Raw genomic sequence first — 16,673 nt, forward strand, 5'->3', positions numbered from 1 at the left:
TCTTGCACAATGTGAATTTAGAACAATTAATTTCTTATCTGCCTCAAAATGCCGACTTATATGTTAAGAAATGGTTAGAAAATCATTTTGTAACACTAAAAATTACAAGAAGACGGCAAACAAAATTAGGTGATTATCGTAAGTTAGTCGAAAATAACCGTCATCAAATCACTGTAAATGGAGATTTGAACCCGTTTGCTTTTTTCTTTGTTTTTACGCATGAAGTAGCACATCTCAAAACATTTGTGCAATTTGACTCGAGAAGAATCAATCCTCATGGTAAGGAATGGAAAACTATTTTTGGGCATTTACTTTTAGACTCATTAGAAATTTATCCTGATGAGTTAAAACCATATATTATTCATCATGCTAAACACCCAAAAGCCTCTTTAGGAGCTGATATTAATGTTTCTAAATTTATTATTGATGATAAAAATCCTACTCAAACTTATTTAGAAGATTTAGAGGATGGCACAGTATTTTCTATTGGAAAAAGAATTTTTAAAAAAGAAACGAAGCGAAAATTAAGGTATCTTTGTATCGAACTCAAAACCAACAAAAAATACTTGATAAGCGCTACCGCAACTGTAAATAAACTATAAAAACCATCATGAATAATAAAGATAATTACGCTGTTATTTTGGCCAGCGGAACTGGAGTGAGATTATGGCCGTTGAGCACATTAAAAAAACCAAAACAATTTCATGATTTACTAGGAATCGGGCAAACATTTATTCAACTTACTTATAACCGATTAAAAAAAGTTGTTCCGCAGGAAAACATTTTCATCTTAACTATTTCTGATTACAAAGAATTGGTTCTAGAACAACTTCCTGAGTTTAACGAAAGCAATTTTATCATAGAGCCTCGTGCTATGAATACCGCTGCGTGTAATTTATTAGCAGCCTTAACTATTCAACAAATTAATCCAAACGCTAAATTAGTTATTTCTCCATCTGATCATTTCGTTTTACACGAAGATGAATTTGTAGAAAAAACAACTATTGCTATTGACAATGCTGACGATGATAAATTAATCACGCTTGGAGTTGCTCCAACTCGTCCTGATGTTAATTACAGCTACATACAGTTTGTTGAAAGTCCAAAACCAATCAAAAAAGTAAAATCATATATTGATAAACCTGATTTAGAATTTGCGGAGTCATTTATTGTAAGTGGCGAATTTATTTGGAATACAGGAATTTTGATTTGGTCTGTAGACAGTATCATCAAATCTTTTCAGCAACATCTTCCTTTTATGTTAGAAACACTGAAACAATATTTTGATATGCCAAAAGAGTTACAAAGTAACAAAACATTAAAGCCAATTTACACAACGCTTGATGTAACATCTATCAACAAAGGAATTTTAGAGAAAGCAGATAATGTTTATGTAATTCCGACAACTTTTGGATGGAGTGATATCGGAACGTGGTCTGCAATCAACGAAAAGTACAAATACACAGGAGAAGATCAAGACGAAAATCAAAACACCTTATTATGTACTCATTTTTCTGGTTACAACGCCAAAAACAATTTCATCTATTCTACTCAAGATAAGGCGATTATTATTGAAGGATTGGAGAACTATGTTGTGATAAATTCTAAGAAAGGATTATTAATTTGTCCGCGTAGCAATGTTCAAAATATCAAAACGTATGTGAGCGATCTGAAATTGCAAAAAAAAGGTGAAAAATATTGCTAGTTCAATTATATAAATTAAAAAACGCGAATCTTTCAATTCGCGTTTTTTATTATTTTAATGTAATAACATTCTGACCAACTTTATATCCATTTTGATAGATGTCAATTTTATATTCTCCTTTCGGGAAATCATAGTCCATCCAATCAAAAGAAACCCTTGATCCTGACATATTATTATAATTTACTTTTACACGATCAGAATAATCAACAGAAGCGCCTGAGCGTAAAGTTGTCTCTCCTGAATTTGCTCCTTTAAATTTACCTATTTCACCATCTGGTTTATAGACTGTCACAAATAATTCTTTTGTATCAGATTTTGCGTTTAAGTTTTTATCCAAATCAAAAGTAACTCTTACTTTATCTATACGTCTTGCACGCGTTGTTTCAACTTCTTTTCCACTCGATTTTACGTGCAAACCTTTTATAGTATAATTAGAAACTGATAAAGTCGAATTTGTTTCGCTAATTAAATTTTGGTGGCTTTCTTTTTCTTGATTAAGGTTTGTTTCGACTGTTTTCTTCTCATTCGATAAAGAAGTATTTTCCGAAACTAATTCTGTATTCTTATTCGTTAATTTTTTATTTTCATCTTTCAGACGAACAATTTCTTCTTTAAAAACTTTGATATCCGATTGCAAAGAAACAATTAAACGTTTAGCACGTTGTAACTCGTCACTTGTAATTCCTTCTTTATTTAAGATAGATTGTATTTCTTTTTGTTTGTCTAAAATCAATCGATCTTGATAATTTAGAGATGAATCTTTTTTAACAACACGGGTTTTAGCATCATCAAAATCAGCTCTTACAATTCTTAATTCTTGCTTCAAAATCTCACGAGAACGCTCTAAATCATTGATATCACCTTGCATTTCATTTGATGTTTTAGCATTTGCTTCTTTAGAGTACACAATATACCCTACAGCCAAAAGCAAACAAACTGCTAGTACTGCAATAATAATGTTTTTAAGTAATTCTTTATTATGTTTAGAGTTAGTCGAGGGTTCTAAATCTTTATATTCAGTCATTCTTTTTATTTCGGAGAAATTCTATTAACACAAAAACTAAACCATTTTAATCAAGTGTGTTAAAAAGTTAAAATTTTAACAATTACAATATTAGTTAAAATTAAAAAGTCTCACAAAATTGCAAGACTTTTTTTATTAATTTTCTTCTTTCGTAATATCCGACTTTATGTCATCTAACTTATTTTCAGCATCTTTTTTCAATTCTTCTGCTTTTCTTTCTAAGTCTGTTTTGTCATCCTTCAAAGCATCTTTTACATCCGAAACTTTATCTTTTACATACTCACTTGTTTCGTGCATTTGCTTTTCAGCAACATCTTTTATATCGTTATACTCTTGCTTTGTTCTTTCTTTAAAATCCTTTGCAGCATCTTTAGATTGAGTTTTAAGCTCCCCTCCTGCTTCTTTTAAATTTGCAAAAGTTTTCTTCGCAAAATCAGAAGCATCGTCTGCAATCAAAGTTCCTGTTTTTTTTACAGTTGCAGAAACATCATCAAATTTATCTCCCGCAACATCAATTGCAGTCTCTGTTTTTCCTAATATTCGTTTCAAAAAATCTCTAAGTCCCATAATAATTTATTTTGTTGATTATTTTCATTTTAAATTTACTGCTTCATTCAATATAATAATAAGTTTTTTACAATTTTTTAGATAAAATTATGATTATCAATTATTTTAATAAGTTTTCTTTCGGAATATTCATTCTTAGTTTACTGACAATTTCTGCCTGTAATCCAAAATCGAATCAAACTGAAACGACTACTCATTCTACTGCTCAAAATATATCTTTCAATTATTCAGCCAAAAACAAAAACTATGTAAGCGCTCATCGCGGAGGAAGTGGAATAAAAGGATATCCTGAAAATTCTGTTGAAACATTTGAATATTTATATCAAAAAGGAATTCAGATTTTTGAGATTGATGTAGCAGAAACAAAAGATCTGCAACTCATTTTGATGCATGACAATTCTTTGCAACGAACAAGCACAGGGCGACAAGATGTCAATCAAGTTGATTTAAAAACGATAAAGGAATACTTTTTGGTAGATGATTTTGGACAACAAACGCCTTTCAGAATTCCAACTTTTACTGAAGCCTTAAATTGGGGAAAACAGAAACCTATTTATTTTATGGTTGACATCAAAAAAGGAGTTGATTATAAAGATATCGTTTCAATAATTGAACAAGAAAACATGCAAAAACAGGTAGTTTTGGTAACTTATACTGTAGGCCAAGCAAAAAAACTGCATCAATTAGCTCCAGAAATGCTGCTATCTGTTTCGATGCGAAATGAACGAGAATTGAACGAAATGCTGAATAGTGGAATTCCGACAGATAAAATGGTTGCTTTTACTGGAACAAGAAGAAATGACAAATCGTTTTTAGATAAAATTCATGCTAAAAATATAGTAGTCATTTTTGGAACATTAGGTAACTTAGACAAGAGTTCGGCTGCAAAAAATGGACAACTTTACCGCGATTTAGAAAACGATGGTGTAGATATTTTTGCAACAGACAGAGCGCTTGATGTTCATCAAACAATTAATAAAAATTAAATGGAAACAATATCACTAAAGGATTCTAATTATTTCTCAAAATTGATGTTAAATTACATCAATCAAGATGAGAGTTTAAAAGAATTCTATACTCTATTTCCTAACAAAGATAATTACCTAAAACAAGCTAAAAAGAAGCTTGAAAATTATACAAATCGTGAAGTTTTAGTTGAACAAATTACACAACAATTAAGCGGTTTAGAATTATCAAAAAAACAACAAAAAAACCTGAAAAAACTTTCAGAAAAAAATACGGTTACAATTACAACAGGACATCAATTAAATTTATTCACAGGTCCTATTTTCTTTTTCTATAAAATTTTGCAAGTTATAAAAGCTTGCAAAGAATTAAATAATGAACAAGAAGAATTCAACTTTGTTCCTATTTTTTGGATGGCAACAGAAGATCATGATTTTGAAGAAATCAATCATTTCAAGTTTGGAGATCGTATTGTACATTGGGAAAAACAACATGGAGGACCAGTTGGACGATTAACAACAGAAGGTTTACAAGACGTTTTTCACTCATTTTTGACACTTTTACCAAATGGAAAAAAGAAAAATGAACTACAAGAACTGATTAAGCAATCGTATTTATCGAACGACACATTAACGACCGCTACAAAAAAATTAGTTCATCTTTTATTCGCAGATTATGGTTTGTTATTTATTGATGGAGATGATAAGGAATTAAAAAAACTGATGATCAAAACGTTTGAAGAAGAGCTTCTTCAGTCAAAATCATATAATAATGTAATTCCTCAAAACCAAAAATTAGAAGATTTAGGTTACTCTATACAAGTGAATCCGAGAGAGATTAATTTGTTTTATATGAACGAAAATAATTCGCGCGAACGAATTGTTGAAGAAAATGGAACGTATTTTGTCAATACTACTTCAATCAAATTTACGAAAGAAGAAATTATTGCCGATTTACATCAAAATCCTGATAAATTTAGTCCAAATGTAATTTTGCGTCCGTTGTATCAAGAAACCATTTTGCCTAATGTTGCTTACATTGGTGGTGGTGGTGAAATTGCTTATTGGTTTCAACTGAAAGAAATGTTCAACCATTTTGAAATTGATTTTCCGATGTTAGTTTTACGAAATTCGATGCTAATTAGAACAGAAAAACAACACGCAAAACAAGTAAAATTAAATTTATCAAACGAAGATTTGTTCTCTAATAGTTTAATTATCACCAAAAAACGTGTGATGGATTCATCCGAAATTGCTCCAAAAATTCCTGCATTGGAAGATGAATTGAACAATATTTTTGAACGATTAGAAAGTTTAAGCAATTTGACAGATTCTTCGTTTGCGGATATGATACAAGCTCAACGCACCAAACAATTAAAAGGTTTTGAGCGTATCAAAAAGAGATTAATTCATGCCGAAGTGAAACAAAACGAAGATATTTTGAGAAGAATTGATGAACTTTTGACCGATCTTAATCAACAAAATGGATTGCAAGAACGTGTCAAAAATTTTGCAGACTTTGATTACATTGACGTACACTATTTCATTGATTTTATTGCAGATAGTCTTCAACCTTTCGAATTTGAGTTTATAATAAATACCCTTAACGAAGAATTATAAAGAAACATAATTCGTATATTTGACCACGAAAATTCATCTAAATGAAAAAAATATTAGCTTTATTGTTATTTGTTGGTGCAACAGCACTTTATGCTCAACAAAAAACGCATACAGTTCAAGCCAAAGAAACTATCTACGGAATCTCTAAACAATACGGAATTCCGATGGAAGAATTGTATAAAGCAAATCCAAAAATCGAGAAAAGTGGAATTCATCCTGGTGATTTAATCATTCTTCCAGGAAAAGGAACAACAACTGTAAAACCAGTAGAAAGTACAACAGCAACTACGACAACAACAGCTGTTAGTTTTGATGATCCAAACTATAATTTCATTACCATTCAACCAAAAGAAACTGTTTATAATTTAGTCAAGAAATACAAAGTTTCTGAAGCAACTTTAATTTCTTTGAATCCACAAATTAAAGAGCGTGGATTAGAAGTTGGTGATGTGATTAAATTACCAAAAGATACATCGAGCAAAACTTTTTCTGTTCCAAAAGGGACGCATTTAATCAAGAAAGGCGAAACATTGTATACCTTATCAAAACAATATAATGTTAGTGTAGATGATTTTTATGCCGAAAATCCTGAATTACAAACTGGTGTAAAAGAAGGAATGGTAGTTAAGATTCCGAAAAAATCTGGTTCGGTTGTTATCGAAGAAAATACAATTAATTATGTTGTACAAAACGGAGATTCTGCATACAGTATTTTAGAAAAATATAATACAACTTTAGACGAATTGTTACGCTTAAATCCTGATGTAATCAATGGTTTAAAAGCTGGTATGACGCTAAAATTACCATTACAAAAAGGAGCTAAAATCGTAAAATATGGTTCTGCTGGAAAGTTGAAACGCGCAAACGATAACCAAATAAATGTTGTGATGATGTTACCGTTTGATGTAGCAAACAATCCGCAACTAAAAAATTCGCAAGCAATGCAATTTTTTACGGGAGCTAAATTAGCCTTAACTCGTTTAATGAAAAATGGTAAAAGTGTAAATGTAAAAGTAATTGATTCTAAAAATGGATCAATTCAAGATATTTTATCGACAACGGATTTCAGTAAAACGGATGCGATATTTACACCGCTTAATGTTTCTGAAGCTACTGAAGTTGCAAGTTTCTTTGCAAATTCGGGAATTGCTGTTATTTCACCTTACGCAAACGAAGATTCTTTAAATTCTTTTACAGATTTAATTATAGCAAATCCAAAAGACGAAGCTATTGCTGATCAAATTATCGAAGAAATCAACAAAAATTTTGCTGGTGAGCAAGTTTACTTATTAACAAATCGTGACGATCAAGAACTAGCAAATTACACAAAAAGACAATTAGAAAAACAACTAAAAGCTAATGTTGTAATTGTTGATAATGCTTCAAAAATTGTGCAACCACATGACAAAGTAGATGGTGTTGATTATTATACGCCAATTATTACTGTTTTGGTTGGAGATGATGATAATTTAGGAAAACAATATTTAGAAAAACTGAAAACATTTAACAAAGATAATATCAAAGCATACGGTATAAAATCGGTTTCAGTTTATGATGTTTATAGTGCACATAACGCTAAAAACATTGATGCTTTCCGCGAATTTGGATTTATTTTCAGTACTGCACGATTAATTAATACACGTGATACAGAAGTTCAAAGTATTTTGAAAGATTTTAAAGAAGTATACTGTGAATTTCCTACGCGTTACGAGCAATTAGGATACGATGTAACTTATGATATTGTAGACCGAATGAACAATAAAGGTGATGTAATGAATAACATTTCGACAGAAAATACTCGTATGTCATCAAAGTTTGCTTACAAAAAATTAAGTGGGCAAAAAGCCTATACAAATGATGCTACCCGCGTAGTTAGATTACCAAAAAAATAGATTTTATATCTTATCAAAATAATAGAAAAGCGATATCAAAATTTGGTGTCGCTTTTTTAATTTCTATTGTTTGTGAAGAATGAATAAATTGATTTCATTTTTTTTCAGAAAAATGTTTTTAAATTTGAAAATGCACAAACTCAAAAACAATTTACTCGTAAAAGTAATTCTTGCCATTGTATTAGGAATAGCATTAGGTAGAATTATCCCAGAAGTTATTGGTCGTATTTTTATGACTTTTAACGATTTTTTTAGCGAATTACTTAACTTTCTTATTCCATTAATTATTGTTGGATTAATTGTTCCTTCAATTGGACGATTAGGACAAACAGCCGGAAAATTATTATTAGCAACTGTTTTAATAGCTTACGGATCTACCATTTTTGCAGGATTGTTAGGCTATTCTGCAAGTATGTCTCTTTTCCCTCAATTATTAGAAAATCAAACAGAACAAATTAATATCGGTGAAAAAGCAAAAGAATTTGCACCTTATTTTTCGATAGAATTTCCTCCATTATTTGGTGTAATGCCAGGTTTAGTATTCTCCTTTCTTTTCGGAATTGGATTATCTCGCTTAAAAAATTCTACTTTCGGAAAATTTGCCGATGACTTTGAAGAAATTGTCACTTATTTAATTCAACACTTAATCATTCCATTATTACCAATTTTCATTTTCGGAATTTTCTTAAACATGTCATATTCTGGACAAGTTGTTACAATAATGAGTGTTTTTGTAAAAATAATTGGTGTAATCTTTATATTACATGTTCTATTATTGGTGATTCAATTTACAATTGCTGGTATTGTAGCAAAGAAAAATCCTTTCATGATGCTAAAACTAATGATGCCTGCATATTTCACAGCTTTGGGTACGCAGTCTTCTGCTGCTACAATTCCTGTAACATTAGCGCAGGTAAAAAAGATTGGTGTTCGTGACGAAATTGCAAGTTTTGCAGTTCCTCTTTGTGCTACAATTCATTTATCAGGATCTATGCTAAAAATCGTTTGTTGCTGTTTAGCATTAATGTTAATTCAGGGAATTGAGATTGATTTTTTACAATTTTTAGGTTTTATGATGATGCTTGGAATAGCAATGGTTGCAGCACCTGGAGTTCCAGGTGGAGCGATTATGGCTGCTATCGGAATAATTGCTTCTATGTTAGGGTTTAATGCTGAGAATCAAGCTCTGATGATTGCTCTTTATATAGCTATGGATAGTTTTGGAACGGCTGGAAATGTAACTGGAGACGGTGCTATTGCAGTCACTTTAAATAAATTATTCAAGAAAGAAGTTCAATAAAATAATTTTTAAATTCATAAAAAAAGAGTTCTAGAATAAATCTAGAACTCTTTTTTGTTATAAAAATATTTAAATGAAGAATGTATTATGAATTAGAAACCAACTCCTCCTCCTTGGCTATCTGATTTATTTTGTTGAGCTTCTGCACGATTACGTACTTTTCCTCCAAAGTTATATGTAAATCCTATATTCATTGTTTGTGCTTCCCAACGGAATTGACCATAACCTCTATCTGGTGTATACATTTCTAAACGACCATAGAAGGTTCTGAAAATATCGCTAACACGCGCGCTTAAAGAAGCTTTTCCTCCCATAAAAGTATAACGAGCACCTAAATCCATTCTCCACATATCTTGCATTTCTCCTTGCAAAAATCTAGATTTACCTTGGTACATAAAGAAATGTTGTAAGCTAATTACTTTTGTTAACTTAAACGTATTGTTCATACGAGCTGTTAATCGGTTAGCATCAATTTCTTCCGTGTAAGGAACCAATGTTCCATTATCGTTTTTCATCTGATTTACAACCATTGTATTGTGCGTGTAATCTCCACTAATATTAGATGACCACCATTTTGTTGGTGTAAGATTAAAACTTAACTCAAATCCATATGCATTTACTTTATCATAGTTTTCAAACTCTTGAATAAATGCTCCAACAACATCCTCATTACGTTTTACTGATCTGAAAATATTATCATTGATAATACGGTAGAATACATTTCCTGAAATTGAGTTTTTACCAAAACGTTGTAAGTAACCTAACTCAAAATTATTTGTATACTCTGCACGTAAATCTGGATTTCCTTGGCTAGACATCAATGGTGTAGACCATTCCGGCACAGTAGATAATTGGTAAATTCCAGGTCGGTCAATTCTTCTACTATAGTTTAAAGACACTTGTCCTTTTTCTGTTACATCGTATGTTAAGAAAGCAGATGGAAAGAAATCTAATTTATCTCGTTTGATTGATCCTTTAGAAGTTACATTATAAATGTAATCTCCTTTATCATTTGCTTGTTCTGCACGAACTCCTAATTGCATTCCGAATTTTCCAAACTTTTGCCCGTAGTTTAAATAAGCAGATAAAAAGTCTCTTGTAAACGTAAAATCTGTACTTGGATTTATTGTTGCTCCATTAATAAAAACGCGATTGTCTGTTATTAAGAAATTATCGTTCTTTTCTCTTCTAAATTGTAAACCAGCTTCAATTTTACCTCCATCTTTAATTTGATTGGTATAATCTAAATTAATACGAATATTATCGGTTTTATCATCTCTATTTTCTGAATATGATTTCAGAACTGGATATGAATTGTCCATTAAACGTAAATCAGAATTATCTGATTTAGAGAAAAATGCATCTAAAACAATGTTATGATCTGGTTTATCAAAATCACGTTTAAAATTCAACGTATAATCTTGACTTTTCCAGTCTCCATTAAAAGTAGATGTATTTGGATGAAAAGCATTTGTAACTGTCTCTCTAATATCAGAACCAATTTCTCCATGTCCTTTCCCAAACCATTGATTAGTATAAACTGTTAATGCAGTTTTATCATCAATAAACCAGTCAAATCCTACTTTTGCAGATTGGTTTTCGTCTTTATTCAAGATATCAATTCCTTGCCATAATTTAGAATCATAATTATCTAAATAACCATGAAACTCACTTGGACGTTTATTGTAACTATATGTACCAAAAATATTAAATGATCCAGTATTTACGTTAGCAGTCAAAGAATTATTGAAACGGCTTCTTTTACCTTGTTCATAACCTGTGCTCAACGCAACATTGTAACCTTTTTTCTTTCCTTTAATCATTACAATGTTTATAATCCCAGATTTACCATCTGCTTCATATTTAGCAGAAGGATTTGTGATGATTTCAACTCGTTGAATTTGATTCGAAGGAATTTGTTTCAATACTTGCGATGCAGATAATGAAGATGGTTTTCCATCAATATAAATTTTCACATTTTCATTACCTCTTAATGATAATTCTCCTGTTTGTTGATCTACATTTACAGACGGAATATTATTAAGAACAGCCGCAGCATCTGCACCAGAACTTACTAAGTCACTTCCTACTTCTACAACACGCTTATCTATTTCATTACGATATTGTGAAACTTCAGCACGAACAAAAGCTCCTTTCAATTCAATTGTTTCAGATTTTGCTGGTTGTAAAACAATGTTTCCTAAATTTAATTCACCTCCTTTTACTTCTGCAGTTGTAACAGATTGCTGATATCCAAATTCTGTAATAACTAATCGATAATTTCCGTCTTCTAAATCTGGAATTGTAAAAGTTCCGTCAGCTTCAGCATACACTTCATCTAAAAGATCTTTTGAGCCTTCTTTGTAAATTTGGATTGCAGCCATACCTACTGCTTCATTTTTACCGTTTTCAATTTTCCCTTTTACTGGATGATGTTCTTGAGCAAACCCATAAATAGAACATACAGAGAAAAGAATTGCTAGAGTTATTTTGTTCAATTTCATTGTTAATATTTTTTATAGTACTATGTTTTACATAATACACATCCACATTAATTCTAATTTTTACTAATAAGACGCAACTCTTTACGTTTTGTTACAGAAATTTTAAAAAAAATTAAAAATTTTTTTCCTCGACTGAAAAACCTACTTTTATCATTCAAATCATATTAATCAAAAAATTGCTAAAACATTGAGTTCAATTGTCATATTAGGTGCGGGAAATGTTGCATTTCATTTAACTCGTGCATTAATCGAAAACACTTGCAATGTTCGTCAAATCTTCAATAGAACATTAGAACACGCCAGAGAAATCGGAGAAGCAAATAGAATTTCGTATACCGATAAAATTTCTGAAATAGAAAAAGCAGACATTTATATTATCGCAAGTGCAGATTCTGGAATCGAAGAATTTTCACATTACATTCCTTACGATGATGTTTTGGTCGTTCATACTTCTGGTTCGTCTCCAATATCTGTTCTGAAAGGTGATTACAGAAAAGGTGTTTTCTATCCGTTGCAAACTTTTTCGAAAGAGAGAACGATGCGTTATGATAACATTCCGTTTTTTATCGAAGCCGAAAATCCTGAAGATTTGAAGAAATTAAATGAATTAGGAAATCGTATTTCAAATGAAGTACACGAGCTTAATTTTGCAAGTAGAATGCAAGTGCATATGACAGGTGTTTGGGCAAATAATTTTGTCAATCATTTGTATTATATCGCAGGAAATATTTGTGAGCAAAACAATGTTCCGTTCGATGTTTTGTTGCCTCTTATCCAGGAAACTGCAAATAAAGTGATCGAAATGAATCCGAAAGACGCACAAACTGGTCCAGCAAAACGTGGCGATCAAGTGATTATTGATCGACATTTAGAAGCGTTACAAAACGATTCGAGATTATTACAGATTTACCAAATAATGACAGATTCAATCAAACGAGTTTACGAAAAATGATAAGTTATAAAGAAAAACTAAATAACATTAAAACCGTTATTTTAGATGTAGATGGAGTTTTGACAGATGGAAATTTAATTTTATTACCAACTGGCGAAATGGTGAGAACAATGAATACACGCGATGGTTATGCAATGCAATTAGCCATCAAACAAGGAATACGAATTGCGGTGATTACAGGCGGAAGAGATGAAGCTGTTGTGAATCGTTTAAAATATTTAGGCTTAACAGATATTTACGTGAACAAACGTGATAAAGTAGAAGCTTTCGAAGATTTACTTTTTTCATATGGATTAGATCCTGATGAAATTGCTTATATGGGTGATGATTATCCTGATTTAGCTGTAATGAGCTTGGTTGGTTTAGCAGCTTGTCCAAACGATGCGTGTATGGATGTTCGCAAAGCGTCGGAATATATTTCGCCAGAAAATGGAGGAAAAGGTTGTGTTCGTGATTTATTAGAACAAATCTTGAAAGTTCAAAACAAATGGTATAATGCAGAAGAAGTAGCTTCTGTATAAAAGAATTGAACAAATTAAATATTCATTTTTCTGCTTAAAATCGGCATTAAATCTATCACGTTAAGAAAATGTTCGAATGTAACGTTAAGAAGATTTTAGCCCGTAGGGTTTTTAAAATCTTTAGTGAAATGAAAACATTTTTAGTGAATAGATTTACAGCCTTGACTTTTTTGTTTCGTTTTTGTGTCAAGACAAAAATGAAAAGAGTATAAAATTTTAGCCAGAAATAACAGATAAAAATTTATCAGAATAACAAATCATTAAAATGTTATTAACAGAAAAATTAAAAGATACCAATATCATTTTGGCATCACAATCGCCAAGAAGAAAAGAACTTTTAGCTGGATTAGGATTGCAATTTTCGACAATTTCATTGGATATCGACGAAACATTTGATCGCAACGAATTCAAGAAAGAACAAATCACCGAATATCTTTCCGCTAAAAAAGCAAAAGCTTATACGGATATTCAACCAAATGATTTGATTATAACATCGGATACGACTGTTTGGGTGGATAATGAATCGTTAGAAAAAGCTTCGAATAGAGAAGAAGCGTACGAAATGATTAAAAAATTAAGCGGAAAAACACATTCAGTTTATACATCGGTTACAATTCGTTCTGTAGAGAAAGAAGTTACTTTTTCGGACGAAACACAAGTAACTTTCGCAGATTTAACGGACGAAGAAATATATTTCTATATCGATAATTACAAACCTTTTGATAAAGCGGGCGCTTACGGCGTTCAGGAATGGATTGGTTATATTGGTGTGGACAATATGAATGGAAGTTATTTCAATGTAATGGGACTTCCTACACATAAGTTGTATAAAGAATTAGTAAAATTCTAAACATATTATCCAGCTTCGGCTGGATTTTTTTATTCTACTATTTGTCATGTTGAACTTGTTTCAACATCGCATATTGAAGATTAAATTCTTCGACAAGCTCAGAATGACAAAAAACGACTTCACTTTTCTTTATTCTAAAACATTATTAATTATCGTATTTTTGTTTTTCTAAAAAATCAATTTTATGAAGGTCGGTTTATATTTTGGATCATTCAATCCTATTCATGTCGGACATTTAATTATTGCCAATCATTTTCAACAATTCACCGATTTGGACCAGGTTTGGTTTGTGGTTTCGCCTCAAAATCCGTTGAAGAAAAAAAGTTCTTTGGCAAATGAATATGATCGATTAGAAATGGTAGAGTTAGCGATAAAAGATTATCCTAATCTTCGTGCATCTAACATCGAATTTACGTTACCGAAACCGTCGTATACAATTGATACGTTAATTCATCTAAACGAAAAATTTCCTGAGCATGACTTTGCGTTGATTATGGGTTCTGATAATTTGGATGGAATTTCTAAATGGAAAAATGCCGATATTTTAATGCGCGATTATCAATTGTATGTTTATCCGCGTCCTGGTTATTCGCAAGAAGAAAATTACGATAATGTCGAAATGGTGGAAGCGCCTTTGATGGAAATTTCTTCTACATTTATCAGAAATGCAATCAAAGATGGAAAAAATATAAAACCTATGTTGCCTCCAAAAGTTTGGGAATATTTGGATGGAAGTAATTTGTATGGATGAATTTAATTTGAAAATGAGAGAATTTGCAGATTATGGATTGGGAAAATTTTATAGAATTTGAATCATTAAGAATTCAAAAACAATTTGCTAGAGAAATTCGATTTGGTCCAACTTTTTTTACGCTTAATTCAAATCCTGAAATTAAAGAATTAAATAATAAAATCTTTGGAGATTGGTTTTATAAACACAATTCAACGATATATTTACAACAATGGAATTCTACTAAAAATCCAGATACAAATCTTATTGCAATAGATATATTTACACTTCAATATAAAATTGTATTAGAAAATATAAAATCTGTTTTTGGAGAAATGAGATACAGAAATAATCAATTATATTTTGTAGATCAATACAATAAAAAAGAATATTTAATCACAGAATCATGACAAAACAAGCCTCTATAAATAATTTACAAGAAATAGTTCCTTTATTTGATGCATATCGTCAATTTTATGATAAGAAATCTGATGTAAAAGCAGCAGAAGAATTTCTAGAAGCGAGAATTGTGAATGATGAGTCGGTTATCTTTTTAGCCTATAATAAAGACGAAAAAGCAGTTGGTTTTGTACAATTGTTTCCTTCATTTTCATCTACTCGAATGAAACGTTTCTGGATTTTGAATGATTTATTTGTTTCTCCAGAATTTCGAGGACAAGGTTTTTCAAGAGAATTGATAGAAGAAGCAAAAAGTTTATGTCGTAAAACAGATGCTTGTGCGATGTTGTTAGAAACCAGTGTTACGAATGATATTGGAAATTCGTTATATCCAAGTGCTGGATTTCAATTGCGCGATGATGCAAATTTTTATGAATGGGAAGTCTAACCAAATTGACGTTTCAATTCGTAGATAATATCTTCTAAACCATTCAGCTTTATTTCGTAAACAGTCGATAATAAATCTCCTAATTTTCCTTTCGGAAAACCACCTTTACCAACAAACCATTCCAAATAAGAAACAGGTAAATCGCACAACAATCGCCCTTCGTATTTACCGAAAGGCATTTTTGTTGTGACAATTTCTTTTAATATTTCAGGACGAAATCCTTCCATTATTTTGCTACAGTTCCTTTGTACGTCGACATTCCATCTTTGAAATTCTTCGCATTTTTAAAACCTTTTTCTTGCATTTTTTCTGTTGCTAATTTTGCTCTAACACCAGATTTGCAATAAATAAAATAATTCTTTTTTGTATCTAATTTCTGAATTTCATCTTCGAAATTTGGATTCTTCACATCAATGTTAACCGCTCCAGGAACATGACCTTCAGCAAATTCTTCAGGTGTACGAACATCTAACAAAACATTCTTTTTGTTCTTGAAATTAATTTCATTTACATTGTCTAACGTCGAAGTTACTTCTTCTATTTTCGCTTCTTTTTCTTCTGAGTTTGCAGAATTACTTGCACAAGAACCTAAAAAAAGTGTCCCTGCAATCATCGCAACTCCTAAAATTTTATTTACCATTATATTGATTCATTGTATTCCCTAATCCCTGAAAAATAAACGACAAAGCAGCATCTGCAGCCAAATTTAATCGTTCATTCATTTTTTCATTTTCTTCTGCTGACCAATCGCCTAACACATAATCCACTTGTTTTCCTTCCGAAAACTCATTTCCTACACCAAAGCGTAATCGCGCATAATTTTGTCCACCAACTTTGTTCTGAATATCCTTCAAACCATTGTGCCCGCCGTCGCTACCTTTTCCACGCATACGAATTGTTCCGAAAGGCAAGTTCAAATCATCTGTAATAACAAAAATATTTTCTAACGAAATATTTTCTTTTTTCATCCAAAAACGAACTGCATCTCCACTCAAATTCATGTATGTATTTGGTTTTAACAACGTAACAGGACGCGCTTTATATTTAAACTGAGCAACTTCACCAAAATTTGATGGCGAAAATTTGGCATCAACTTTTTTAGCAATTTCTTCAACAACCTTGAAGCCAATATTATGACGAGTATTTTCGTATTGAGCACCAATATTACCAAGCCCAATAATCAGATATTTTTGCAT

Annotated in this window: 18 protein-coding genes; 12 read left to right on the plus strand and 6 right to left on the minus strand. The window is 31.1% G+C overall.

What is annotated here, in order from left to right; all coding sequences use genetic code 11:
- Positions 1–11 precede the first annotated feature (11 nt).
- Together QHG34_RS09115 and QHG34_RS09120 are read left to right on the plus strand one after the other, a co-directional pair.
- On the plus strand, positions 12–602 hold the full coding sequence (locus QHG34_RS09115) for a SprT-like domain-containing protein (protein ID WP_282629863.1): 591 nt from the start codon (positions 12–14) through the stop codon (positions 600–602).
- Positions 603–610: 8 nt separating this feature from the next.
- Positions 611–1,705, plus strand: coding sequence for a mannose-1-phosphate guanylyltransferase (locus tag QHG34_RS09120; RefSeq protein ID WP_282629864.1), 1,095 nt, complete (start codon positions 611–613; stop codon positions 1,703–1,705).
- 49 nt (positions 1,706–1,754) lie between these two features.
- Here QHG34_RS09120 and QHG34_RS09125 read toward each other — a convergent pair whose 3' ends face one another.
- Positions 1,755–2,729: a coiled-coil domain-containing protein gene (locus QHG34_RS09125; RefSeq protein WP_282629865.1), complete on the minus strand. Its 975-nt coding sequence runs from the start codon at positions 2,727–2,729 to the stop codon at positions 1,755–1,757.
- Between the two features lie 135 nt (positions 2,730–2,864).
- Positions 2,865–3,296, minus strand: coding sequence for a hypothetical protein (locus QHG34_RS09130; protein WP_282629866.1), 432 nt, complete (start codon positions 3,294–3,296; stop codon positions 2,865–2,867).
- An 89-nt stretch (positions 3,297–3,385) separates the two neighbouring features.
- Here QHG34_RS09130 and QHG34_RS09135 point away from each other — a divergent pair, with 89 nt between their 5' ends.
- From QHG34_RS09135 to QHG34_RS09150, 4 genes are all read left to right on the plus strand, one after another.
- Positions 3,386–4,282: a glycerophosphodiester phosphodiesterase family protein gene (locus tag QHG34_RS09135; protein WP_282629867.1), complete on the plus strand. Its 897-nt coding sequence runs from the start codon at positions 3,386–3,388 to the stop codon at positions 4,280–4,282.
- Positions 4,283–5,881 carry a bacillithiol biosynthesis cysteine-adding enzyme BshC gene (bshC, locus tag QHG34_RS09140; RefSeq protein WP_282629868.1) on the plus strand — a complete coding sequence of 533 codons (1,599 nt, stop codon included), beginning with the start codon at positions 4,283–4,285 and terminating at the stop codon, positions 5,879–5,881.
- Positions 5,882–5,922: 41 nt separating this feature from the next.
- Positions 5,923–7,773, plus strand: a complete 1,851-nt coding sequence (locus tag QHG34_RS09145; RefSeq protein ID WP_282629869.1) for a LysM peptidoglycan-binding domain-containing protein — start codon at positions 5,923–5,925, stop codon at positions 7,771–7,773.
- Between the two features lie 130 nt (positions 7,774–7,903).
- Entirely contained in the window at positions 7,904–9,073 is a 1,170-nt protein-coding gene (locus QHG34_RS09150; protein ID WP_282629870.1) for a dicarboxylate/amino acid:cation symporter, read from the plus strand.
- Positions 9,074–9,165: 92 nt separating this feature from the next.
- Here the strand turns inward: QHG34_RS09150 and QHG34_RS09155 are convergent, their stop codons facing one another.
- A complete protein-coding gene (locus QHG34_RS09155) occupies positions 9,166–11,577 on the minus strand; it encodes a TonB-dependent receptor domain-containing protein (RefSeq protein WP_282629871.1) in 2,412 nt (803 codons plus the stop codon).
- A 187-nt stretch (positions 11,578–11,764) separates the two neighbouring features.
- Between QHG34_RS09155 and QHG34_RS09160 the strand changes: the two genes are divergently transcribed.
- From QHG34_RS09160 to QHG34_RS09185, 6 genes are all read left to right on the plus strand, one after another.
- Positions 11,765–12,529, plus strand: a complete 765-nt coding sequence (locus QHG34_RS09160) for a Rossmann-like and DUF2520 domain-containing protein (protein ID WP_282629872.1) — start codon at positions 11,765–11,767, stop codon at positions 12,527–12,529.
- Positions 12,526–13,050, plus strand: coding sequence for a KdsC family phosphatase (locus QHG34_RS09165; protein WP_282629873.1), 525 nt, complete (start codon positions 12,526–12,528; stop codon positions 13,048–13,050). The genes QHG34_RS09160 and QHG34_RS09165 overlap by 4 nt, the downstream gene beginning before the upstream one ends.
- Positions 13,051–13,315: 265 nt before the next feature.
- Positions 13,316–13,900: a Maf family nucleotide pyrophosphatase gene (locus QHG34_RS09170; RefSeq protein ID WP_282629874.1), complete on the plus strand. Its 585-nt coding sequence runs from the start codon at positions 13,316–13,318 to the stop codon at positions 13,898–13,900.
- A gap of 184 nt (positions 13,901–14,084) precedes the next feature.
- On the plus strand, positions 14,085–14,651 hold the full coding sequence (gene nadD / locus QHG34_RS09175) for a nicotinate (nicotinamide) nucleotide adenylyltransferase (RefSeq protein WP_282629875.1): 567 nt from the start codon (positions 14,085–14,087) through the stop codon (positions 14,649–14,651).
- A 32-nt stretch (positions 14,652–14,683) separates the two neighbouring features.
- On the plus strand, positions 14,684–15,040 hold the full coding sequence (locus QHG34_RS09180) for a hypothetical protein (protein ID WP_282629876.1): 357 nt from the start codon (positions 14,684–14,686) through the stop codon (positions 15,038–15,040).
- On the plus strand, positions 15,037–15,477 hold the full coding sequence (locus QHG34_RS09185) for a GNAT family N-acetyltransferase (RefSeq protein ID WP_282629877.1): 441 nt from the start codon (positions 15,037–15,039) through the stop codon (positions 15,475–15,477). Before QHG34_RS09180 ends, QHG34_RS09185 begins: the two co-directional genes overlap by 4 nt.
- Here the strand turns inward: QHG34_RS09185 and QHG34_RS09190 are convergent.
- Genes QHG34_RS09190 through pth form a run of 3 tightly spaced genes read right to left on the minus strand, consistent with a single transcriptional unit; the run spans position 15,474 to position 16,673 of the window.
- On the minus strand, positions 15,474–15,704 hold the full coding sequence (locus QHG34_RS09190) for a DUF3820 family protein (protein ID WP_282629878.1): 231 nt from the start codon (positions 15,702–15,704) through the stop codon (positions 15,474–15,476). The genes QHG34_RS09185 and QHG34_RS09190 overlap by 4 nt on opposite strands.
- Entirely contained in the window at positions 15,704–16,117 is a 414-nt protein-coding gene (locus QHG34_RS09195) for a rhodanese-like domain-containing protein (protein ID WP_282629879.1), read from the minus strand. Before QHG34_RS09195 ends, QHG34_RS09190 begins: the two co-directional genes overlap by 1 nt.
- The gene (gene pth / locus QHG34_RS09200) at positions 16,107–16,673 is read right to left on the minus strand and encodes an aminoacyl-tRNA hydrolase (protein WP_282629880.1); all 567 of its coding nucleotides are present in this window, start codon (positions 16,671–16,673) and stop codon (positions 16,107–16,109) included. The genes QHG34_RS09195 and pth overlap by 11 nt, the downstream gene beginning before the upstream one ends.

This window comes from Empedobacter sedimenti, from assembly GCF_030005555.1.
Classification (GTDB): Bacteria; Bacteroidota; Bacteroidia; order Flavobacteriales; family Weeksellaceae; genus Empedobacter; species Empedobacter sedimenti.